Source organism: Micromonospora sp. NPDC005707 (assembly GCF_040631005.1).
GTDB lineage: Bacteria > Actinomycetota > Actinomycetes > Mycobacteriales > Micromonosporaceae > Micromonospora.
Genome location: NZ_JBEXYR010000009.1, coordinates 209,930 through 224,065 on the forward strand (window position 1 = coordinate 209,930; position 14,136 = coordinate 224,065).

Sequence of the window (14,136 nt, forward strand, 5' to 3'; positions counted from 1 at the left end):
GGCCCGGCGCGGAGGAGACCGCTGGGTTGAGCGCTGCCCATCCGGGGCCCCGGGCGGCTAATGTCACATCATGGAGCGGCGAATCTTCGGCCTCGAAACCGAGTACGGCGTCACCTGCACCTATCGCGGGCAACGCCGACTGTCCCCCGACGAGGTCGCGCGGTACCTGTTCCGGCGGGTGGTGTCGTGGGGCCGGTCGAGCAACGTCTTCCTGCGCAACGGAGCCCGCCTCTACCTGGACGTGGGCTCGCACCCGGAGTACGCGACGCCGGAGTGCGACTCGGTCACCGACCTGGTGGCCCACGACCGGGCGGGGGAGCGGATCCTGGAGGGGCTGCTCGTCGACGCGGAGAAGCGGCTGCACGACGAGGGCATCGCGGGTGAGATCTACCTGTTCAAGAACAACACCGACTCGGCCGGCAACTCGTACGGCTGCCACGAGAACTACCTGGTGTCCCGGCACGGCGAGTTCGGCCGGCTGGCCGACGTGCTGATCCCGTTCCTGGTCACCCGGCAGTTGATCTGCGGCGCGGGCAAGGTGCTCCAGACGCCGCGCGGCGCGGTCTACTGCCTGTCGCAGCGGGCCGAGCACATCTGGGAGGGCGTCTCCTCGGCGACCACCCGCAGCCGGCCCATCATCAACACCCGGGACGAGCCGCACGCCGACGCCGAGCGTTACCGGCGGCTGCACGTCATCGTCGGCGACTCGAACATGAACGAGGTCACCACGCTGCTGAAGGTCGGCACCGCCGACATCGTGCTGCGGATGATCGAGGCCGGCGTGGTGATGCGGGACCTCACGCTGGAGAACCCGATCCGGGCGATCCGGGAGGTGTCCCACGACATCACGGGCCGGCGCAAGGTGCGGCTGGCCTCCGGCAAGGAGGTCTCGGCGCTGGACATCCAGGAGGAATACCTGGCGAAGGCGACCGAGTTCGTGGAGCGCCGCGGCGGCGACCAGACCGCGAAGCGGGTGGTGGACCTGTGGGCGCGGGTGCTGCGGGCGGTGGAGACCGGTGACCTGGACCCGGTGTCCCGGGAGATCGACTGGGTGACGAAGCTGCGGCTGATCGAGCGCTACCAGCGCAAGCACGACCTGCCGCTGTCGCACCCGCGGGTGGCGCAGATGGACCTGGCCTACCACGACCTGCGCCGCGGCCGGGGCCTCTACGGGCTGTTGGAGCGGCGCGGCGAGGTGGACCGGGTGGCCACCGACCCGGAGATCTTCGAGGCGAAGGAGACCCCGCCGCAGACCACCCGGGCGCGGCTGCGCGGCGAGTTCATCCGGCACGCCCAGGAGAAGCGGCGGGACTTCACCGTGGACTGGGTGCACCTGAAGCTGAACGACCAGGCGCAGCGCACGGTGCTGTGCAAGGACCCGTTCCGGGCGTACGACGAGCGGGTGGAGCGGCTCATCGCGAGCATGTGACCCGAGGGTGGGCGGCCGGTGCCGGGGCGCCGGCCGCCGCGCCCACGGGTACGCTGGCGTCGCGATGAACACTTCCGAACCTGCCGGCCGCCCGGGCCGCGACACGTCCGCCGGCCGCGACGGCGGCACCGAGAAGCTCAACTGGGTCGAGCGGCGCCGGGAGAAGATCCGCGCCGAGATCGAGCGCAACCGCCGCGGCGAGTTCGCCGTGCCGACCTGGGTGCTGGCGGCGGCGCTGGTGCTGATCGTGGTCGCCTGGCTGGCGTTGATCTTCCTGGCCGGCTGAGGCGCCACACCGTCCGGAGCGTTGCTGCTGTCTCAGTGGGCGGTGCCCTGGGCGACCAGCCGGCGCGGCGACGTCCGGGTCGCCGAGCCGGGGTCTTGACGCGTCGCCGGGCACCATGCTCGTCTATGGCCCACGGGGAAACCGGCGGGTGTCGCCGCGTCCTCCCGGCCGACGACGAGGGAGCGTGACGGCATCGCACACATCGACCTCGGTCTGGACGAGCAGGCTTACCCCGGCATCAACGGGCTGACCCGCTACCGCCCGGAGAGCGGCACGCCGCTGCAGGACCTCGCCGACGCGCTGCTGCACGCCCCGCATCCCACGCTGACCCCGGGAGAGCGGGAACTCATCGCCGCCTACGTGTCGGATCTGAACGCCTGTACGTTCTGCTGCGAGTCGCACTCCGCGTTCGCGGCCGCCCAGCTGCCGGCGGGGATGTCGCTGGTGCGGCAGGTCCGCGAGGACCTGGACGGAGCGCCGGTCGAGGCGAAGCTACGGGCCCTGCTCCGGATCGCCGGCGCGGTGCAGCGCAGCGGCCGGGAGGTCACCACCGAGCTGGTCGAGGCCGCCCGCGCCGACGGCGCCACCGACCTGGAGATCCACGACGCGGTGCTGATCGCCGCCGCCTTCTGCATGTTCAACCGCTACGTCGACGGCCTGGGCACGGTGGCACCGGCCGATCCGGCGGGCTACACCCGGGCCGCGGAGCACATCGTCGCGCACGGCTACGCGGCGCGCTGACCGGCCTCAGCCGAGCAGGCGGGCGGCGTGCCGGCCGGCAGCGGCCGCGGCGAGGAAGTAGGCATGGTCGCCGTCGAGCCCGCGCCCCATCGTCGACAGGCCGACCGGGCTGGCCCGCAGCGCCGGGTCCAGGCCGTCGGTGGGCACGGTGACGATCCGGTGCCGCGTCGCGAGCGGGGCCAGCGCGGCGGTCACCTCGGCCGCGAGAGCCGGGTCCAGGCCGTCCGGCACCACCAGCTCCGCGGGGGCCAGGGCCACCCGGCCGTACGCGGTGAGGCTGTGGTGGGAGACGCCGCGGTGCCGGGGGCGGGGGTCGGCGGCGGAGATCCGCAGCGAGCCGACCGGCCGCCCGCCCAGCGTGGCGACCGCGTTGACCGCCTCGCCGACGGCCACCCCGGAGAAGCCCCAGCGGGTGCCGGTGCCGAGGTTGCCGGGACCCTGGGCGACGATCGCGACGTCGGCTCCGAGCACGTGGCGCGCGGCGAGCAGGCCGCTGTGCAGGGTGCTCGCCTCCAGGTCACCGCCGAACGCCTGGCCCACGCTGACCGTGCCGGCGAGGCGGTCGGCGAGCCCGGCGAGGGTGCGGGAGAACCAGGCGGGCAGCGCGCCGCCGTCGGTGAGCAGGTAGGCCACCCGGGTGTCCGGGGCGTCGGCGTGGACGCCGGCCAGGATCGCCGGCAGCGCGGAGTGCAGGTCGGCGGTCACCACCGGCATCCCGTCGACGGACTCCGCGGCGGCCAGCCGCGCGTGGTGCGGGGAGGCCTCCTCGTCGACGCCGAGCAGGATCGGCTGCAGCGGGGTGTAGCGGGCCTTGACCAGGTGCCCCGCCGCGCGGGTGTCGGCGGCCTGCGGCGGGTCGGCGGGGAGCCGGTCGGGCAGGGCGACGACGAGGGCGTACCCGCCGGTGCCGAGGCCCATCAGCAGGGCGCCGGCGTTGAGCAGCACCCGGTCGCCGGGCTCCGGGTCACCGACCAGCGCCGGGTAGGCCAGGGCGCGCATCCGGCCGCCGTCGGGCAGGTCGACGTCGAGTTCGGCGGCGCCGGCCCACCGTCGCCGTACCGCCGTGACCGTGCCGGACCGCCATCGCACCATGCCGGGCACGCTATCGGCCGGCGCCGGGCCGGGGTGCGGCCGGGTGGGAGGCCCGCCGGGTCAGGGCACTCCGCCCGGGTCCTGGTCCACCGCCCGCTCGTCCTCGTCCTGGGTGGTCCGGGCCCGGTGCCCGCCGCTGCCGCGCCTCGACCGGGTCGGGTCGAGGAAGACGTACCCGATCTCCGGGAACTTGTCGGTGAGCCGCCGCTCGGCCTCGTCGGCGGCGGCCTCGATGTCGGCGCCCGTGGCCTCGTCCTGGAAGTCGACCTTGGCGGCGACCAGGATGTCCTCCGGGCCGAGGAACATGGTCATCAGGGTGTCGATCCGGTCCACCGCCGGCAGCCCGGCCAACTCGTGCTCGATCTGGCGGTGCACCCGGTCGGACACCGCCCGGCCGACCAGCAGCGAGATGTTGCTGCGCGCCAGGACGCCGGCGACCACCAGCAGCAGCACGCCGATGAGGATCGAGGCGACACCGTCGTAGAGCTCGTCGCCGGTCAGGTGCGACAGCGTGAGCCCGGCGGCCGCGAGCAGCAGGCCGATCAGGGCGGCGCTGTCCTCCAGGAAGACCGCCTTGACCGTGGTGTCGGCGGTCAGCCGCAGGTAGCGGTGCGGGCTGGCCCGCCAGCGCCGCGATTCCCTGCGGACCTGCCGCACGGCCCGCGCCAGCGAGACCGACTCGATGGCGAAGGAGACGGCCAGGACGATGTACGAGGCCAGGAAGTCGCCGGTGTGCTCGTGCACGAGGATGGTGGTGACACCGTGGGTGATGGCGAAGCCGGCGCCGACCACGAACGTGAACAGCGCGGCGAGGAACGCCCAGACGTAGCTTTCCTTGCCGTACCCGAAGGGGTGCCGGGTGTCGGCGGGCCGCGCCCCGCGGCGCAACGCCATGTAGAGCAGGACCTCGGTGGTGGTGTCGGCGACCGAGTGGGCGGCCTCGGAGAGCATGGCCGCGGAGCCGGAGATCAGGCCCGCGATCAGCTTGGCGATCGCGATGGCGAGGTTCGCGGCGCCGGCCACCACGACCGTGCCGACGCTCTCGTTCTTGATCTGCGCCTCCGCCATGGGCTCACCCTATGGCCGCCGTCGGCCCGCCGCCCGGCGAGCGGCGCGGGCCCGGCCGGTGTGGTGCGGATCGCCTCCGCGGCCGGACTCCCGCGCGCCGCGCCCGCGCGGGTGCGCGCTGCGGACGTGCGGGCTGCTAGCGTTTCCCACGTGTCGCGGACCCGTACCGAACGCCTGGTCAACCTGGTGATCTGCCTGCTGTCCACGCGACGGTTCCTGACCGCCGCGCAGATCGCCGCGACCGTGCCCGGCTACGAGCACGATCCGGACGACGCCAAGGACCACGAGGCGTTCCAGCGCAAGTTCGAGCGGGACAAGGCCGAGTTGCGGGAACTCGGGGTGCCGCTGGAGACCGGCACGGCCAGCGTCTTCGACGCCGAGCCGGGCTACCGGATCGCGCCCCGCGAATACGCCCTGCCGGACATCCCCCTCGAACCGGACGAGGCCGCCGCGGTGGGCATCGCGGCCCGGCTGTGGCAGCACGCCGGCCTGGCGGCCGCCGCCTCGTCCGGGCTGGCGAAGCTGCGTGCCGCCGGCATCGACGTGGACCCGCAGGCCACGCTGGGCCTGGAGCCGATGGTCACGGTCGACCCGGCGTTCGCCCCGCTGACCGCCGCCGCCCGTGACCGGCGCGAGGTCAACTTCGACTACCGGGTGCCCGACCGGGACGCACCGACCCGCCGCCGGGTCCAGCCGTGGGGCGTGGTCTGCTGGCGCGGCCGCTGGTACGTGGTCGGCCACGACCTGGACCGGGCGGCGACGCGCTGCTTCCGGCTCTCGCGGGTGGTGGGCACGGTCCGGGTGACCGGGCAGCCCGCGGCCTACGAGCCGCCCGTTGGGGTGGACCTGATCAGCCACGTGGCCCGCTGGTCCGGGCCGGTGGAGCGCCCCGGCCGGGCCACGGTGCTGGTCGCCGCGGGCCGCGCGGCGGGGCTGCGCCGCTGGGCGGTGGAGACCCACGCCGGGCCGGAGGGCGACCGCCTCGTCCTGCCCTACGCCGACGCCGACTTCCTGGCCGGCCAGATCGTCGGCTACGGCCCGGACGTGCGGGTGCTGGAGCCGCCGGAGGTCCGCGAGGCGGTCATCCAGCGGCTGAAGGAGATCGCGACCCGACACGAGGACCTGGCCGTGACCGGGGGTGCCCGGTGACCCGCCCGGCGGCCCGCGGCGGCCGCACCTCGGCGGACCGGTTGGCCCGGCTGCTCAACCTGGTGCCCTACCTGCTGGCCCGCCCCGGCATCGAGATCGCCGAGGCGGCGCACGACCTCGGGGTGACCGAGAAGCAGCTCCGCGAGGACCTGGAGCTGCTCTGGGTGTGCGGGCTGCCCGGTTACGGCCCCGGTGACCTGATCGACATGGCGTTCGACGGCGACCGCGTGACCATCACCTACGACGCCGGCATCGACCGCCCGCTGCGGCTCACCCCGGACGAGGCCCTGGCCCTGGTGGTGGCCCTGCGGATGCTCGCCGAGACGCCGGGGGTCGCCAACCGGGAGGCGGTCGAGCGGGCCCTCGCCAAGATCGAGAGCGCGGCCGGTGACCTGGCCGGCGCGCCGGTCGAGGTGCGGCTGCCCGGCGACACGGCCCGGGTCCGCGAGCTGCGCGCCGCCGTCGAGCGCGGCCGGGCGCTGCGGATCACCTACTACACCGCCGCCCGGGACGAGACCACCGAGCGCACCATCGACCCGCTGCGGATGCTGATGGTCGGCGGCCGGGCCTACGTCGAGGCGTGGTGCCGCCGGGCGGAGGCGGTCCGGCTGTTCCGCGCCGACCGGATCGACGCGGTCAGCGAGCTGGCCGAGCAGGCGGTGGTCCCGCCGCAGGCCCGCCCGCACGACCTCAGCGACGGGGTGTTCCGCCCCTCGCCGGACCTGCCGCTGATCACCCTGCGCGTCGGCCGGGGCGAGCGGTGGATCACCGAGTACTACCCGTGCGAGCGGGTCGAGGCCGACGGCGAGCAGTGGCTGGTGTCGCTGCGGGTCACCGACCTGGGCTGGGCCCGCCGGTTCGTGCTCGGGCTCGGGTCCGACGTGACGGTGGTCGCGCCGACCGAGCTGGCCGAGCAGGTGCGGGCCCAGGCGGCCGCCGCGCTCGACGCGTACGCCACCCCGGTCGACCGCGCCGACCCGGCGGTGGCCGGCGCCTCCGGCGTAAGCTGACCGCCGTGGTGACGTGGATCGTGCTCGGGGTCGTGCTGTTCGCGCTGATCGTGCTGGCCCTCGCGGTCCGGCCGGTGCTGGCGCGCCTGCCCCGGCTGCGCCGTACGGCGCTGGCCCTGCAGCGGCGCCAGGCCGAGGCGGAGTCGCTGCGCTCCGCCGCCGAGGAACTCCAGGCGCGGGCCGAATCCCTCCAGGAGCGGGTGGGCGTCGCGCAGGAGCACTCGATGTTGATCAAGGCCAGGCGCGGGAAGTGATCGACGCCGGTCGGTCCGCTGTTCGATAGCTGCGCGTTCGCGGCCGGATCCGCGCACGATTGCGCCCCCGTGGGTGGTTGACGGGACACTCCGGGTTGTCCGAGACTTCACCGACCGAGCCCGCAACCGGGGGCCCGGCAGGGTGGCAACCGCCTTCGACGCACGTACGATGGGCTCCGACCACCCTCACCGACACAGAGCGACTGGAGCTTCCCATGGGTGCCCTCAAGCCGTGGCACATCGCCGTACTCGTGGTCGTGCTGATCCTGCTCTTCGGCGCGAAGCGGCTCCCCGACGCGGCCCGTTCGCTGGGCCGTTCGCTGCGGATCATCAAGGCCGAGACCAAGAGCCTGCACGACGACGACCGTGACCTGGCCGAGAAGGCCGACGCGCAGACCGGCTACCAGCCGCTCCCGCCGCAGCAGCAGCAGTTCGCGCAGCCGCAGCAGCAGCCGGTCGCCCCGCCGGTCGACCCGGTGCAGCGCGTCCGCGAGAACTGATCCGAGAGGGCCCCACCACCGTGGCCTTCGGGTTGAAGAAGCGCGGCCCGAGCACGTTCGAGCGGGCCGCCGACGGCTCGATGACGCTCATCGAGCACTTCCGTGAGCTCCGCACCAGACTGTTCCGCGCGTCCCTGGCGATCCTGGTCGGCTTCGGGTTCGGCGTCTGGCTCTCCGGCCGGGTCCTGCACGTGCTGCAGATGCCCTACTGCAACCTGCCGAAGGCGCGACTCGCCAACGGCGACTGCAACTTCGTCCAGCTCGGCCCGGCCGACCTGTTCCTGTTGCAGATGAAGGTCGCGCTCTGGGTCGGCCTGATCATCGCGGCGCCGATCTGGCTCTACCAGCTCTGGGCGTTCATCGCGCCCGGGCTGCACAGGCACGAGCGGCGGTACGCCTACTTCTTCACCGCCCTGGCCGCGCCGCTGTTCGCGGCCGGCGCGGTGCTGGCGTTCTTCGTCACGTCCAAGGGCCTGGAGTTCCTGCTCAACGTCTCCGGCGGCGGCGACGTCACCACGACGCTGGACATCACCCGCTACATCGGGTTCGTCACGAACTTGATCCTGCTGTTCGGGGTGGCGTTCGAGTTCCCGCTGATCGTGCTGATGCTCAACTTCGTCGGGCTGGCCAGCGCCAAGCGGCTGCTGGGCTGGTGGCGGGTGGCGATCTTCGTGTTCTTCGCGTTCTCCGCGGTGGTCACGCCGACGCCTGACCCGTTCGGCATGACGGCGCTGGCCATCTGCCTCGCCGCGCTCTACTTCGGCGCGGTCGGCGTGGCCTTCATCAACGACCGGCGGCGGGGGCGCGGCCGGGACCTCTACTCGGGCGTCGCCGACGACGAGGTGTCGCCGCTGGACCTGTCCGTCGAGCCGGTCGGGGCCGCCGGCGGGGTGGAGGCGACCGCCCCGGTCGGGGCGCCCGAGCCGATCGCCGCCCCGGCGCCGATCGAGCGCCGCTACGACGACATGACCTGACCGGTTCCGCCCGAGCACCGACGTGAACGCCGTCCCCGCAGCTTGGGGGCGGCGTTCGCGCACGTACGGCGGTCAGAGCAGGGTCAGCAGCCGGTCCAGCGGCGCGGGCGTGCGGGCCGGGTCGAGGGCGTCGGCGAGCAGCGTCGCGTACTGGCTCTTGCGGCCGGACCGGGTGCCGATGAACCGGTGGAGCTGGCCGGCCAGCGGCCGCCCCTGCTGGGCGGGCTGCTGCTGGAAGCGCCGCAGTGACCGCAGGTCCCCGGCGGCCTCGACGAGCTGCTCGACCCGGGCCGTCCCGAGCGCCCGGATCAGTTCGTCCTCCAGGTCGGCGCGGCAGGCGTGGAAGCCGAGCCGGGCGATGCCGGCGGGGGACAGGTCGGCGCCGGGGGCCGACAGGACGCGCCGGACGTATTCCTCTTCGCCGGCGTCGTAGAGGCCGGTGATCCGGCGGCCGGCGAACAGGTCGAGGAAGTGCCGGAGGTTGGTGACGCCGCCCATCGGGACCACGGCCACCCCGGCCAGGGTGTGGCCCTGCCGGCGGGCCACCGCCTCGATGGCGCGGCGGTCACTGTCGCCCTCGACCAGCACCACCGTGCCGGCGGCCAGGCCCGCCGCGTCGGCCAGGGCGGTGTGCAGGTCCACGTCGCCACCCTGCCGGGCCGGGCGGAGGGCGGCAAGAGGGTTTCCCTGGAGCACTGTCCGGCTCGGTGGCTCGGCATACTGGCGCCGTGACCGACAACGACCGGCCCGGGCGTGCCGACCTGCCGTCCGCGTTGCGCTTCCTGACCGAACTGGTCGCCTGGGTCGCCACCCCGTGGGCACTCGCCCGGCATTCCGTGGTGCTGGCGGTCGCCTCGGTGGTGCTGCTGATCGGCCTGCCCACCGTGTTCGCCACCCCCGGCGACAAGCGGCACGCGATCGTGCCGGTGCCCGGGCTGGTCACCGTCGCGCTGGTGCTGCTGCAGCTGGTCGCCGCGGCGCTCGGGGCCTGGGCGGCCTGGCCGCGGCCGGTCGCGGTCGCGGTGACCCTGCTGGTGGCGGCCACGGTGGTGACCGAGCTGCCCCGCTGGCGCCGGCTCGCCCCGCTCGGCCGCGACGGCCAACCGGCCGGCGCCTGATCGACACCACCGCATCGAGGGTGGTGGCCGGGGCCGGGGAACGCCGCCAGCGCGGTGAGTGGGGAGGCGCAGCCGTCCCGGTCAGGCGACCCGGCGGGCCGCGCCCTCCGGCGGGGCGGGGACGGCGCCGGGGTGCAGGATCGCGGCGATCGCCTCGGCGCCGTCGACCAGGCGCGGGCCGGCCCGCACGATCAGCCCGTCCGCGTCCAGCGCCCAGACCTCCGCGCCGGGGAAGTGCGGGGCCACCTCGGTGGCCTGCGCGGCGGCACCGTCCAGGTGGAAGCCGCACGGCGCGACCAGCACCACCTCGGGCCGGGCGGCCCGCAGCGCGGCCCAGGTGGTCGGCGTGGACCGGGCTCCGGGGTGGGTGGCCACCGGCTCGCCACCGGCGGCCTCGACCAGGTCGGGGATCCAGTGCCCGGCGCCGAACGGCGGGTCCACCCACTCCACCACGGCGACCCGCCGCCGGGGCCGGCCGGCGACCGCCGTGCGGACCGCCGCGAGCCGCGCCCGCAGCGCGTCCACCAGGGCCTCCGCGCGGTCGGGCACCCGGGCCGCCGCGCCCACGGCCAGGATCGTGCCCAGCACGTCCCCCAGGGTGTACGGGTCGAGCGACAGCACCTCCGCCCGGCAGCCGAGGTGCGCGACGGCGTCCGCCACCCGGCCCGAGGGTATCGCGCAGACCCGGCACAGATCCTGGGTGAGGATCAGGTCCGGGTCCAGCCCGGCCAGCGCGCCGGCGTGCAGGGTGTAGAGGTCCGCGCCGGCGGCGAGCTGGCCCTTGACGTAGGCGTCGATCTCGCCGGGGCTCATGCCCCGGGTGTCCCGGCCGCCCACCACGACCGTGGTGCCGGCCCGGTACGCGGCCGGCACCTCGCACTCGAAGGTGACCCCGGTCAGGTCGTCGCCGAGCCCGAGCGCGTAGACGATCTCGGTGGCCGAGGGGAGCAGGGAGACCAGGCGCATCCCGCCATCCTGCCGGCCGCCGCAGTTCCCCCGATCCCCGGGTCCGTGCCGGTGCCCGGCGATAGTCTGGGGCGGCGCCCGAGGCGGTGCGGACGCGTCCGTCGTCGCGGCCGGCCGGAGCATCGGTGGCGGCGGCGCGACGGTCCTCTCCCGGGAGGCGGTGCGGTGTCCGATCCGATCGAGGAGTTCTTCGCGCAGCTCGCCCGGCAGGCACCCGAACGGCTGCTGCGCCGCACCGCGGGCACGATCCGGTTCGAGCTGGAGGGGGCCGACGGGCTCGACGTCTGGCACCTGACCATCAACCACGGCCGGATCGCGGTGGACCGCCGGGCGGGGCACGCCGACACGGTGATCAGGACCCGCCGGGACTTCTTCCTCCGGATGTGTCGGGGGGAGGCGAAGCCGCTCACCGCCTGGCTGCGCAACGACATCACCGCCGAGGGGCGCTTCCGGTTCGTGGTGCTGCTGGAGCGGCTCTTCCCGGCGCCGGTCGGGGCGCGGCATCCTCGGGTCCGCGCCGGCGGGCGTGGGGAGCCCGGATGAACCCGAACCTGGTCCGCGTGCTGGACGGCAACGTCTTCGTGCTCAGCGAGGACAACGGCGACATCGAGGCGACCGTGGCCAACCCGGTGGGCTTCTTCGACTTCGACACCAGGTTCCTGTCGGTCTGGCGCCTCACGTTGAACGGGGAGCGGTTGAATGCGCTGTCGGTGGCCGAGCGGGACCATCTCCAGCTGCGGTTCTTCCTGGTCCCGGGAGCCCCGACGCACTACGTGGACGCCAAGTCGTCGCTCATCCGGGAGCGCGCGATCACCGGCGGCGCCTTCGAGGAGCGGCTGACGGTGTTCAACCACCACCACGAGCCGGAGGAGTTCACCGTCCGGCTCGACGTGGGCAGCGACTTCGCGCCGATCCTGGGCGTCGCCGCCGAGCGGACGGCGCCGGGGCGGCTCTACCAGCGGATCGAGGAGCGCGGACTGTGCCTCGGCTACCAGCGGGAGAGGTTCCAGCGGGAGACGGTGGTGACCAGCAGCGAACCGGTGCGGGTGGACGAGCGGGGTTTCACCTGGGCCGTGCGGCTGGCGCCCAAGCAGGCCTGGACGACGACCCTGCGGGTGCGGGGGGTGGTGCTGCGTCCGGATGGGGTGGACGTTCGGGACCGGTTGGAGCGGCGGCCCCGGGCCGGCGCCGAGGAACGGCAGCACGACCTGACCGGGTGGCTGTCCCGGACGCCGCAGCTCAGCTGCGACTGGGAGGCGCTGACCGAGGCCTACCAGCGCAGCCTCGTGGACCTGGCGGCGCTGCGCTACTCGCCGCTGACGCTGCCCAACCAGGTGATGCCCGCCGCGGGCCTGCCGTGGGCGGCCACCATCACCGGCCGGGACAGCATCCTGACGAGCTTCATGGCGCTGCCGGTCGCGCCCGAGCTGGCGTCGGCGACGGTGCGGATGCTCGGCATCGACCAGGGCGCGGTGCTCGACGACTTCCGCGACGAGGAGCCCGGCAAGATCCTGCGCGAGTTCCGCTACGGGGAGATGGTGGCCTTCGAGGAGCGCCCGGAGTCCCCGTACTACGGCAGCGCCGACGCCACCCCGCTCTACGTGATCCTGCTCGACGAGTACGAGCGGTGGAGCGGCGACGTCGACCTGGTGCGGGAGTTCGAGGACGAGGCCCGGGCGGCCCTGCGCTGGATCGACGAGTACGGCGACCTGCTGGGCGACGGCTACGTCCGGTACCTGCGGCGCAACGAGCGCTCGGGGGTGGCGAACCAGGGCTGGAAGGACTCGCCGGAGGCGATCTGCTACGCCGACGGACGGCTGCCCGGCCCGCCGCTGGCCACCTGCGAACTCCAGGGGTACGCGTACGACGCGAAGCTGCGGGGCGCGCGGATGGCCCGGGAGTTCTGGGGCGACCCGGCGTACGCCGACCGGTTGGAGCGGGAGGCCGCGGCGCTGCGGGAACGCTTCGACCGGGACTTCTGGATCGCCGACCGGGGCTACTACGCGCTGGCCCTGGACGGTGACGGCGGGCAGGTCGACGCGCTCGCGTCCAACATGGGGCATCTGCTGTGGAGCGGGATCATCCCGCCGGAGCGGGCCGCACAGGTGGCCGCCCACCTGGTCGGGCCCCGGCTCTTCTCCGGCTGGGGCATCCGCAGCCTGGCCACCGGGCAGGAACGCTACAACCCGCTCGGCTTCCACGTCGGTGCGGTGTGGCCGTTCGACAACGCGCTGGTCACCTGGGGTCTGCGCCGGTACGGCTTCGCCGAGGAGGCGGGGCGGATCGCCGAGGCCATGGTGGACGTGTCCCGGTACTTCCAGGGCCGGCTGCCCGAGGCATTCGCCGGCTATCCGCGCGAGCTGACCGAGTATCCGGTGCGCTACCCGACCGCGAACAACCCTCAGGCGATGGCGACGGCGAGCCCGTTCCTGCTGCTGCGCGCCCTGCTCGGGTTGGAGGCGGCCGGCGAGCACCTGCTCATGGCGCCGCGGGTGCCGGCCCGGTTCGGCCGGGTGGAACTGCTCGACGTGCCGGGCCGGTGGGGGCGGCGGGACGTGATCGCCAGCGGGCTGGCCCACGTCGGCCACTGACCCGCCTCGGCGGGTCCGGAGGTCGCGCCAACCTGTCCCCTTGCCAGGACGGCCAGCCCGCTTAGACTCTCCTGACTCCGCCGAAGTCCCCCCGGGCGGTGTTCCGGGGGTGGTTGTCGGCGTCCGTCCTGGTCAGCGCGCTGACCTCCGCCCCGGAGAGCCGATGAAGAGCCGTACCGCCGCCGTCGTGGCCGCGATCTGCGCCACCGCCGCCCTCACCGCCTGCGGTGACGACGACCCCGCCCCCAAGGGTGTCGAGGTCCCGGTGACCGCCACCGACACCAGTTGCGAGGTCGCCACCACGCTCTTCAACCCGGGCGCGGTCACCTTCACGGTGACCAACCGGGGGCAGCAGGCCACCGGCGTCTACCTGTACGGCCGTGAGGGGGACGGATTCACCAAGGTGGTCGCCGAGGCCGGGGAGGTCGCGCCGGGGAAGACCGGGGACCTGCCCGCCACCCTCGCCACCGGCCTGTACGAGGTCGCCTGCAAGCCCGGCCGGCAGGGCGACGGTGTGCGGACCCGGATCACCGTCTCCGACGACGGCGCCGTGGCCAGCGCCGCGGCCGAGACGGCGTACGACCGGGCGGTCGCCGTCGAGCTGACGGCGGCCGGGATCACCGGCGCGGAGGGGCTGATCGCCGAGCCCGGCGAGAAGATCCAGTTCCGGGTGACCAACAAGACCACCGCCGCCCGGACGCTGGACGTGCTCGGCCCGGATGGCAAGCGGGCCGCCCGGGTCAAGGCGGAACCGAACGGCACGGCGGAGGCAATCGTGACCCTCGGCGGCGCCGGCAACTGGACGCTGAAGGTCAAGGGCGACGGCGCCGCCCCGGTCAGCAGGCGGCTCGTGGTGCGCTGACCGGTGAGCCCCGCCACGCGGCCGGTGGAACGGGTTCGGGGCGCGTCCCGGGCGGTCTAGGGTTCGCCCGGGGCCGCCGCCCCGCCGCCGGCCGCA

Annotated in this window: 16 protein-coding genes; 12 read left to right on the top strand and 4 right to left on the bottom strand. The window is 74.4% G+C overall.

All coding sequences use genetic code 11. The features are described 5' to 3' along the window. Positions 1 to 70 precede the first annotated feature (70 nt). The 3 genes from pafA (at position 71) to ABZ452_RS20470 (ending at position 2,456) form a co-directional block, all read left to right on the top strand. On the top strand, positions 71 to 1,429 hold the full coding sequence (gene pafA / locus ABZ452_RS20460; protein WP_357945048.1) for a Pup--protein ligase: 1,359 nt from the start codon (positions 71 to 73) through the stop codon (positions 1,427 to 1,429). 64 nt (positions 1,430 to 1,493) lie between these two features. Beyond that, a complete protein-coding gene (locus ABZ452_RS20465) occupies positions 1,494 to 1,715 on the top strand; it encodes a hypothetical protein (RefSeq protein ID WP_357945050.1) in 222 nt (73 codons plus the stop codon). Between the two features lie 360 nt (positions 1,716 to 2,075). Continuing rightward, positions 2,076 to 2,456 (top strand): hypothetical protein, encoded by a 381-nt coding sequence (locus tag ABZ452_RS20470; protein WP_357945053.1) that lies wholly within the window; start codon positions 2,076 to 2,078, stop codon positions 2,454 to 2,456. A gap of 6 nt (positions 2,457 to 2,462) precedes the next feature. On the opposite strand, the gene ABZ452_RS20475 is transcribed toward ABZ452_RS20470, so the two are convergent. Together ABZ452_RS20475 and ABZ452_RS20480 are read right to left on the bottom strand one after the other, a co-directional pair. Next, positions 2,463 to 3,548, bottom strand: coding sequence for a DUF3866 family protein (locus tag ABZ452_RS20475; protein WP_357945056.1), 1,086 nt, complete (start codon positions 3,546 to 3,548; stop codon positions 2,463 to 2,465). A 60-nt stretch (positions 3,549 to 3,608) separates the two neighbouring features. Then, the gene (locus tag ABZ452_RS20480; RefSeq protein WP_357945058.1) at positions 3,609 to 4,616 is read right to left on the bottom strand and encodes a cation diffusion facilitator family transporter; all 1,008 of its coding nucleotides are present in this window, start codon (positions 4,614 to 4,616) and stop codon (positions 3,609 to 3,611) included. Positions 4,617 to 4,766: 150 nt separating this feature from the next. Between ABZ452_RS20480 and ABZ452_RS20485 the strand changes: the two genes are divergently transcribed. The 5 genes from ABZ452_RS20485 (at position 4,767) to tatC (ending at position 8,503) form a co-directional block, all read left to right on the top strand. Then, positions 4,767 to 5,765, top strand: a complete 999-nt coding sequence (locus ABZ452_RS20485) for a WYL domain-containing protein (RefSeq protein ID WP_357945061.1) — start codon at positions 4,767 to 4,769, stop codon at positions 5,763 to 5,765. Continuing rightward, positions 5,762 to 6,775, top strand: coding sequence for a WYL domain-containing protein (locus ABZ452_RS20490; RefSeq protein ID WP_357945063.1), 1,014 nt, complete (start codon positions 5,762 to 5,764; stop codon positions 6,773 to 6,775). Before ABZ452_RS20485 ends, ABZ452_RS20490 begins: the two co-directional genes overlap by 4 nt. Before the next feature lie 5 nt (positions 6,776 to 6,780). Then, positions 6,781 to 7,029 carry a hypothetical protein gene (locus ABZ452_RS20495; RefSeq protein ID WP_357945066.1) on the top strand — a complete coding sequence of 83 codons (249 nt, stop codon included), beginning with the start codon at positions 6,781 to 6,783 and terminating at the stop codon, positions 7,027 to 7,029. Positions 7,030 to 7,244: 215 nt separating this feature from the next. Beyond that, entirely contained in the window at positions 7,245 to 7,529 is a 285-nt protein-coding gene (gene tatA / locus ABZ452_RS20500; protein WP_357945069.1) for a Sec-independent protein translocase subunit TatA, read from the top strand. A gap of 20 nt (positions 7,530 to 7,549) precedes the next feature. Next, positions 7,550 to 8,503, top strand: coding sequence for a twin-arginine translocase subunit TatC (tatC, locus tag ABZ452_RS20505; RefSeq protein ID WP_357945072.1), 954 nt, complete (start codon positions 7,550 to 7,552; stop codon positions 8,501 to 8,503). Between the two features lie 72 nt (positions 8,504 to 8,575). On the opposite strand, the gene ABZ452_RS20510 is transcribed toward tatC, so the two are convergent. Continuing rightward, complete coding sequence (locus ABZ452_RS20510; protein ID WP_357945075.1) at positions 8,576 to 9,145, bottom strand: TOPRIM nucleotidyl transferase/hydrolase domain-containing protein; 570 nt, start codon at positions 9,143 to 9,145, stop codon at positions 8,576 to 8,578. Positions 9,146 to 9,231: 86 nt separating this feature from the next. Between ABZ452_RS20510 and ABZ452_RS20515 the strand changes: the two genes are divergently transcribed. Beyond that, positions 9,232 to 9,621, top strand: a complete 390-nt coding sequence (locus ABZ452_RS20515; RefSeq protein WP_357945078.1) for a hypothetical protein — start codon at positions 9,232 to 9,234, stop codon at positions 9,619 to 9,621. A gap of 81 nt (positions 9,622 to 9,702) precedes the next feature. Here ABZ452_RS20515 and ABZ452_RS20520 read toward each other — a convergent pair whose 3' ends face one another. Beyond that, complete coding sequence (locus ABZ452_RS20520; RefSeq protein ID WP_357945081.1) at positions 9,703 to 10,587, bottom strand: ABC transporter substrate-binding protein; 885 nt, start codon at positions 10,585 to 10,587, stop codon at positions 9,703 to 9,705. A 165-nt stretch (positions 10,588 to 10,752) separates the two neighbouring features. Between ABZ452_RS20520 and ABZ452_RS20525 the strand changes: the two genes are divergently transcribed. The 3 genes from ABZ452_RS20525 (at position 10,753) to ABZ452_RS20535 (ending at position 14,040) form a co-directional block, all read left to right on the top strand. Continuing rightward, a complete protein-coding gene (locus tag ABZ452_RS20525; RefSeq protein WP_357945084.1) occupies positions 10,753 to 11,130 on the top strand; it encodes an SCP2 sterol-binding domain-containing protein in 378 nt (125 codons plus the stop codon). Beyond that, positions 11,127 to 13,178 carry a glycogen debranching N-terminal domain-containing protein gene (locus ABZ452_RS20530; protein WP_357945086.1) on the top strand — a complete coding sequence of 684 codons (2,052 nt, stop codon included), beginning with the start codon at positions 11,127 to 11,129 and terminating at the stop codon, positions 13,176 to 13,178. The genes ABZ452_RS20525 and ABZ452_RS20530 overlap by 4 nt, the downstream gene beginning before the upstream one ends. Positions 13,179 to 13,341: 163 nt before the next feature. Then, positions 13,342 to 14,040 (top strand): hypothetical protein, encoded by a 699-nt coding sequence (locus tag ABZ452_RS20535; RefSeq protein WP_357945089.1) that lies wholly within the window; start codon positions 13,342 to 13,344, stop codon positions 14,038 to 14,040. Positions 14,041 to 14,136 lie beyond the last annotated feature (96 nt).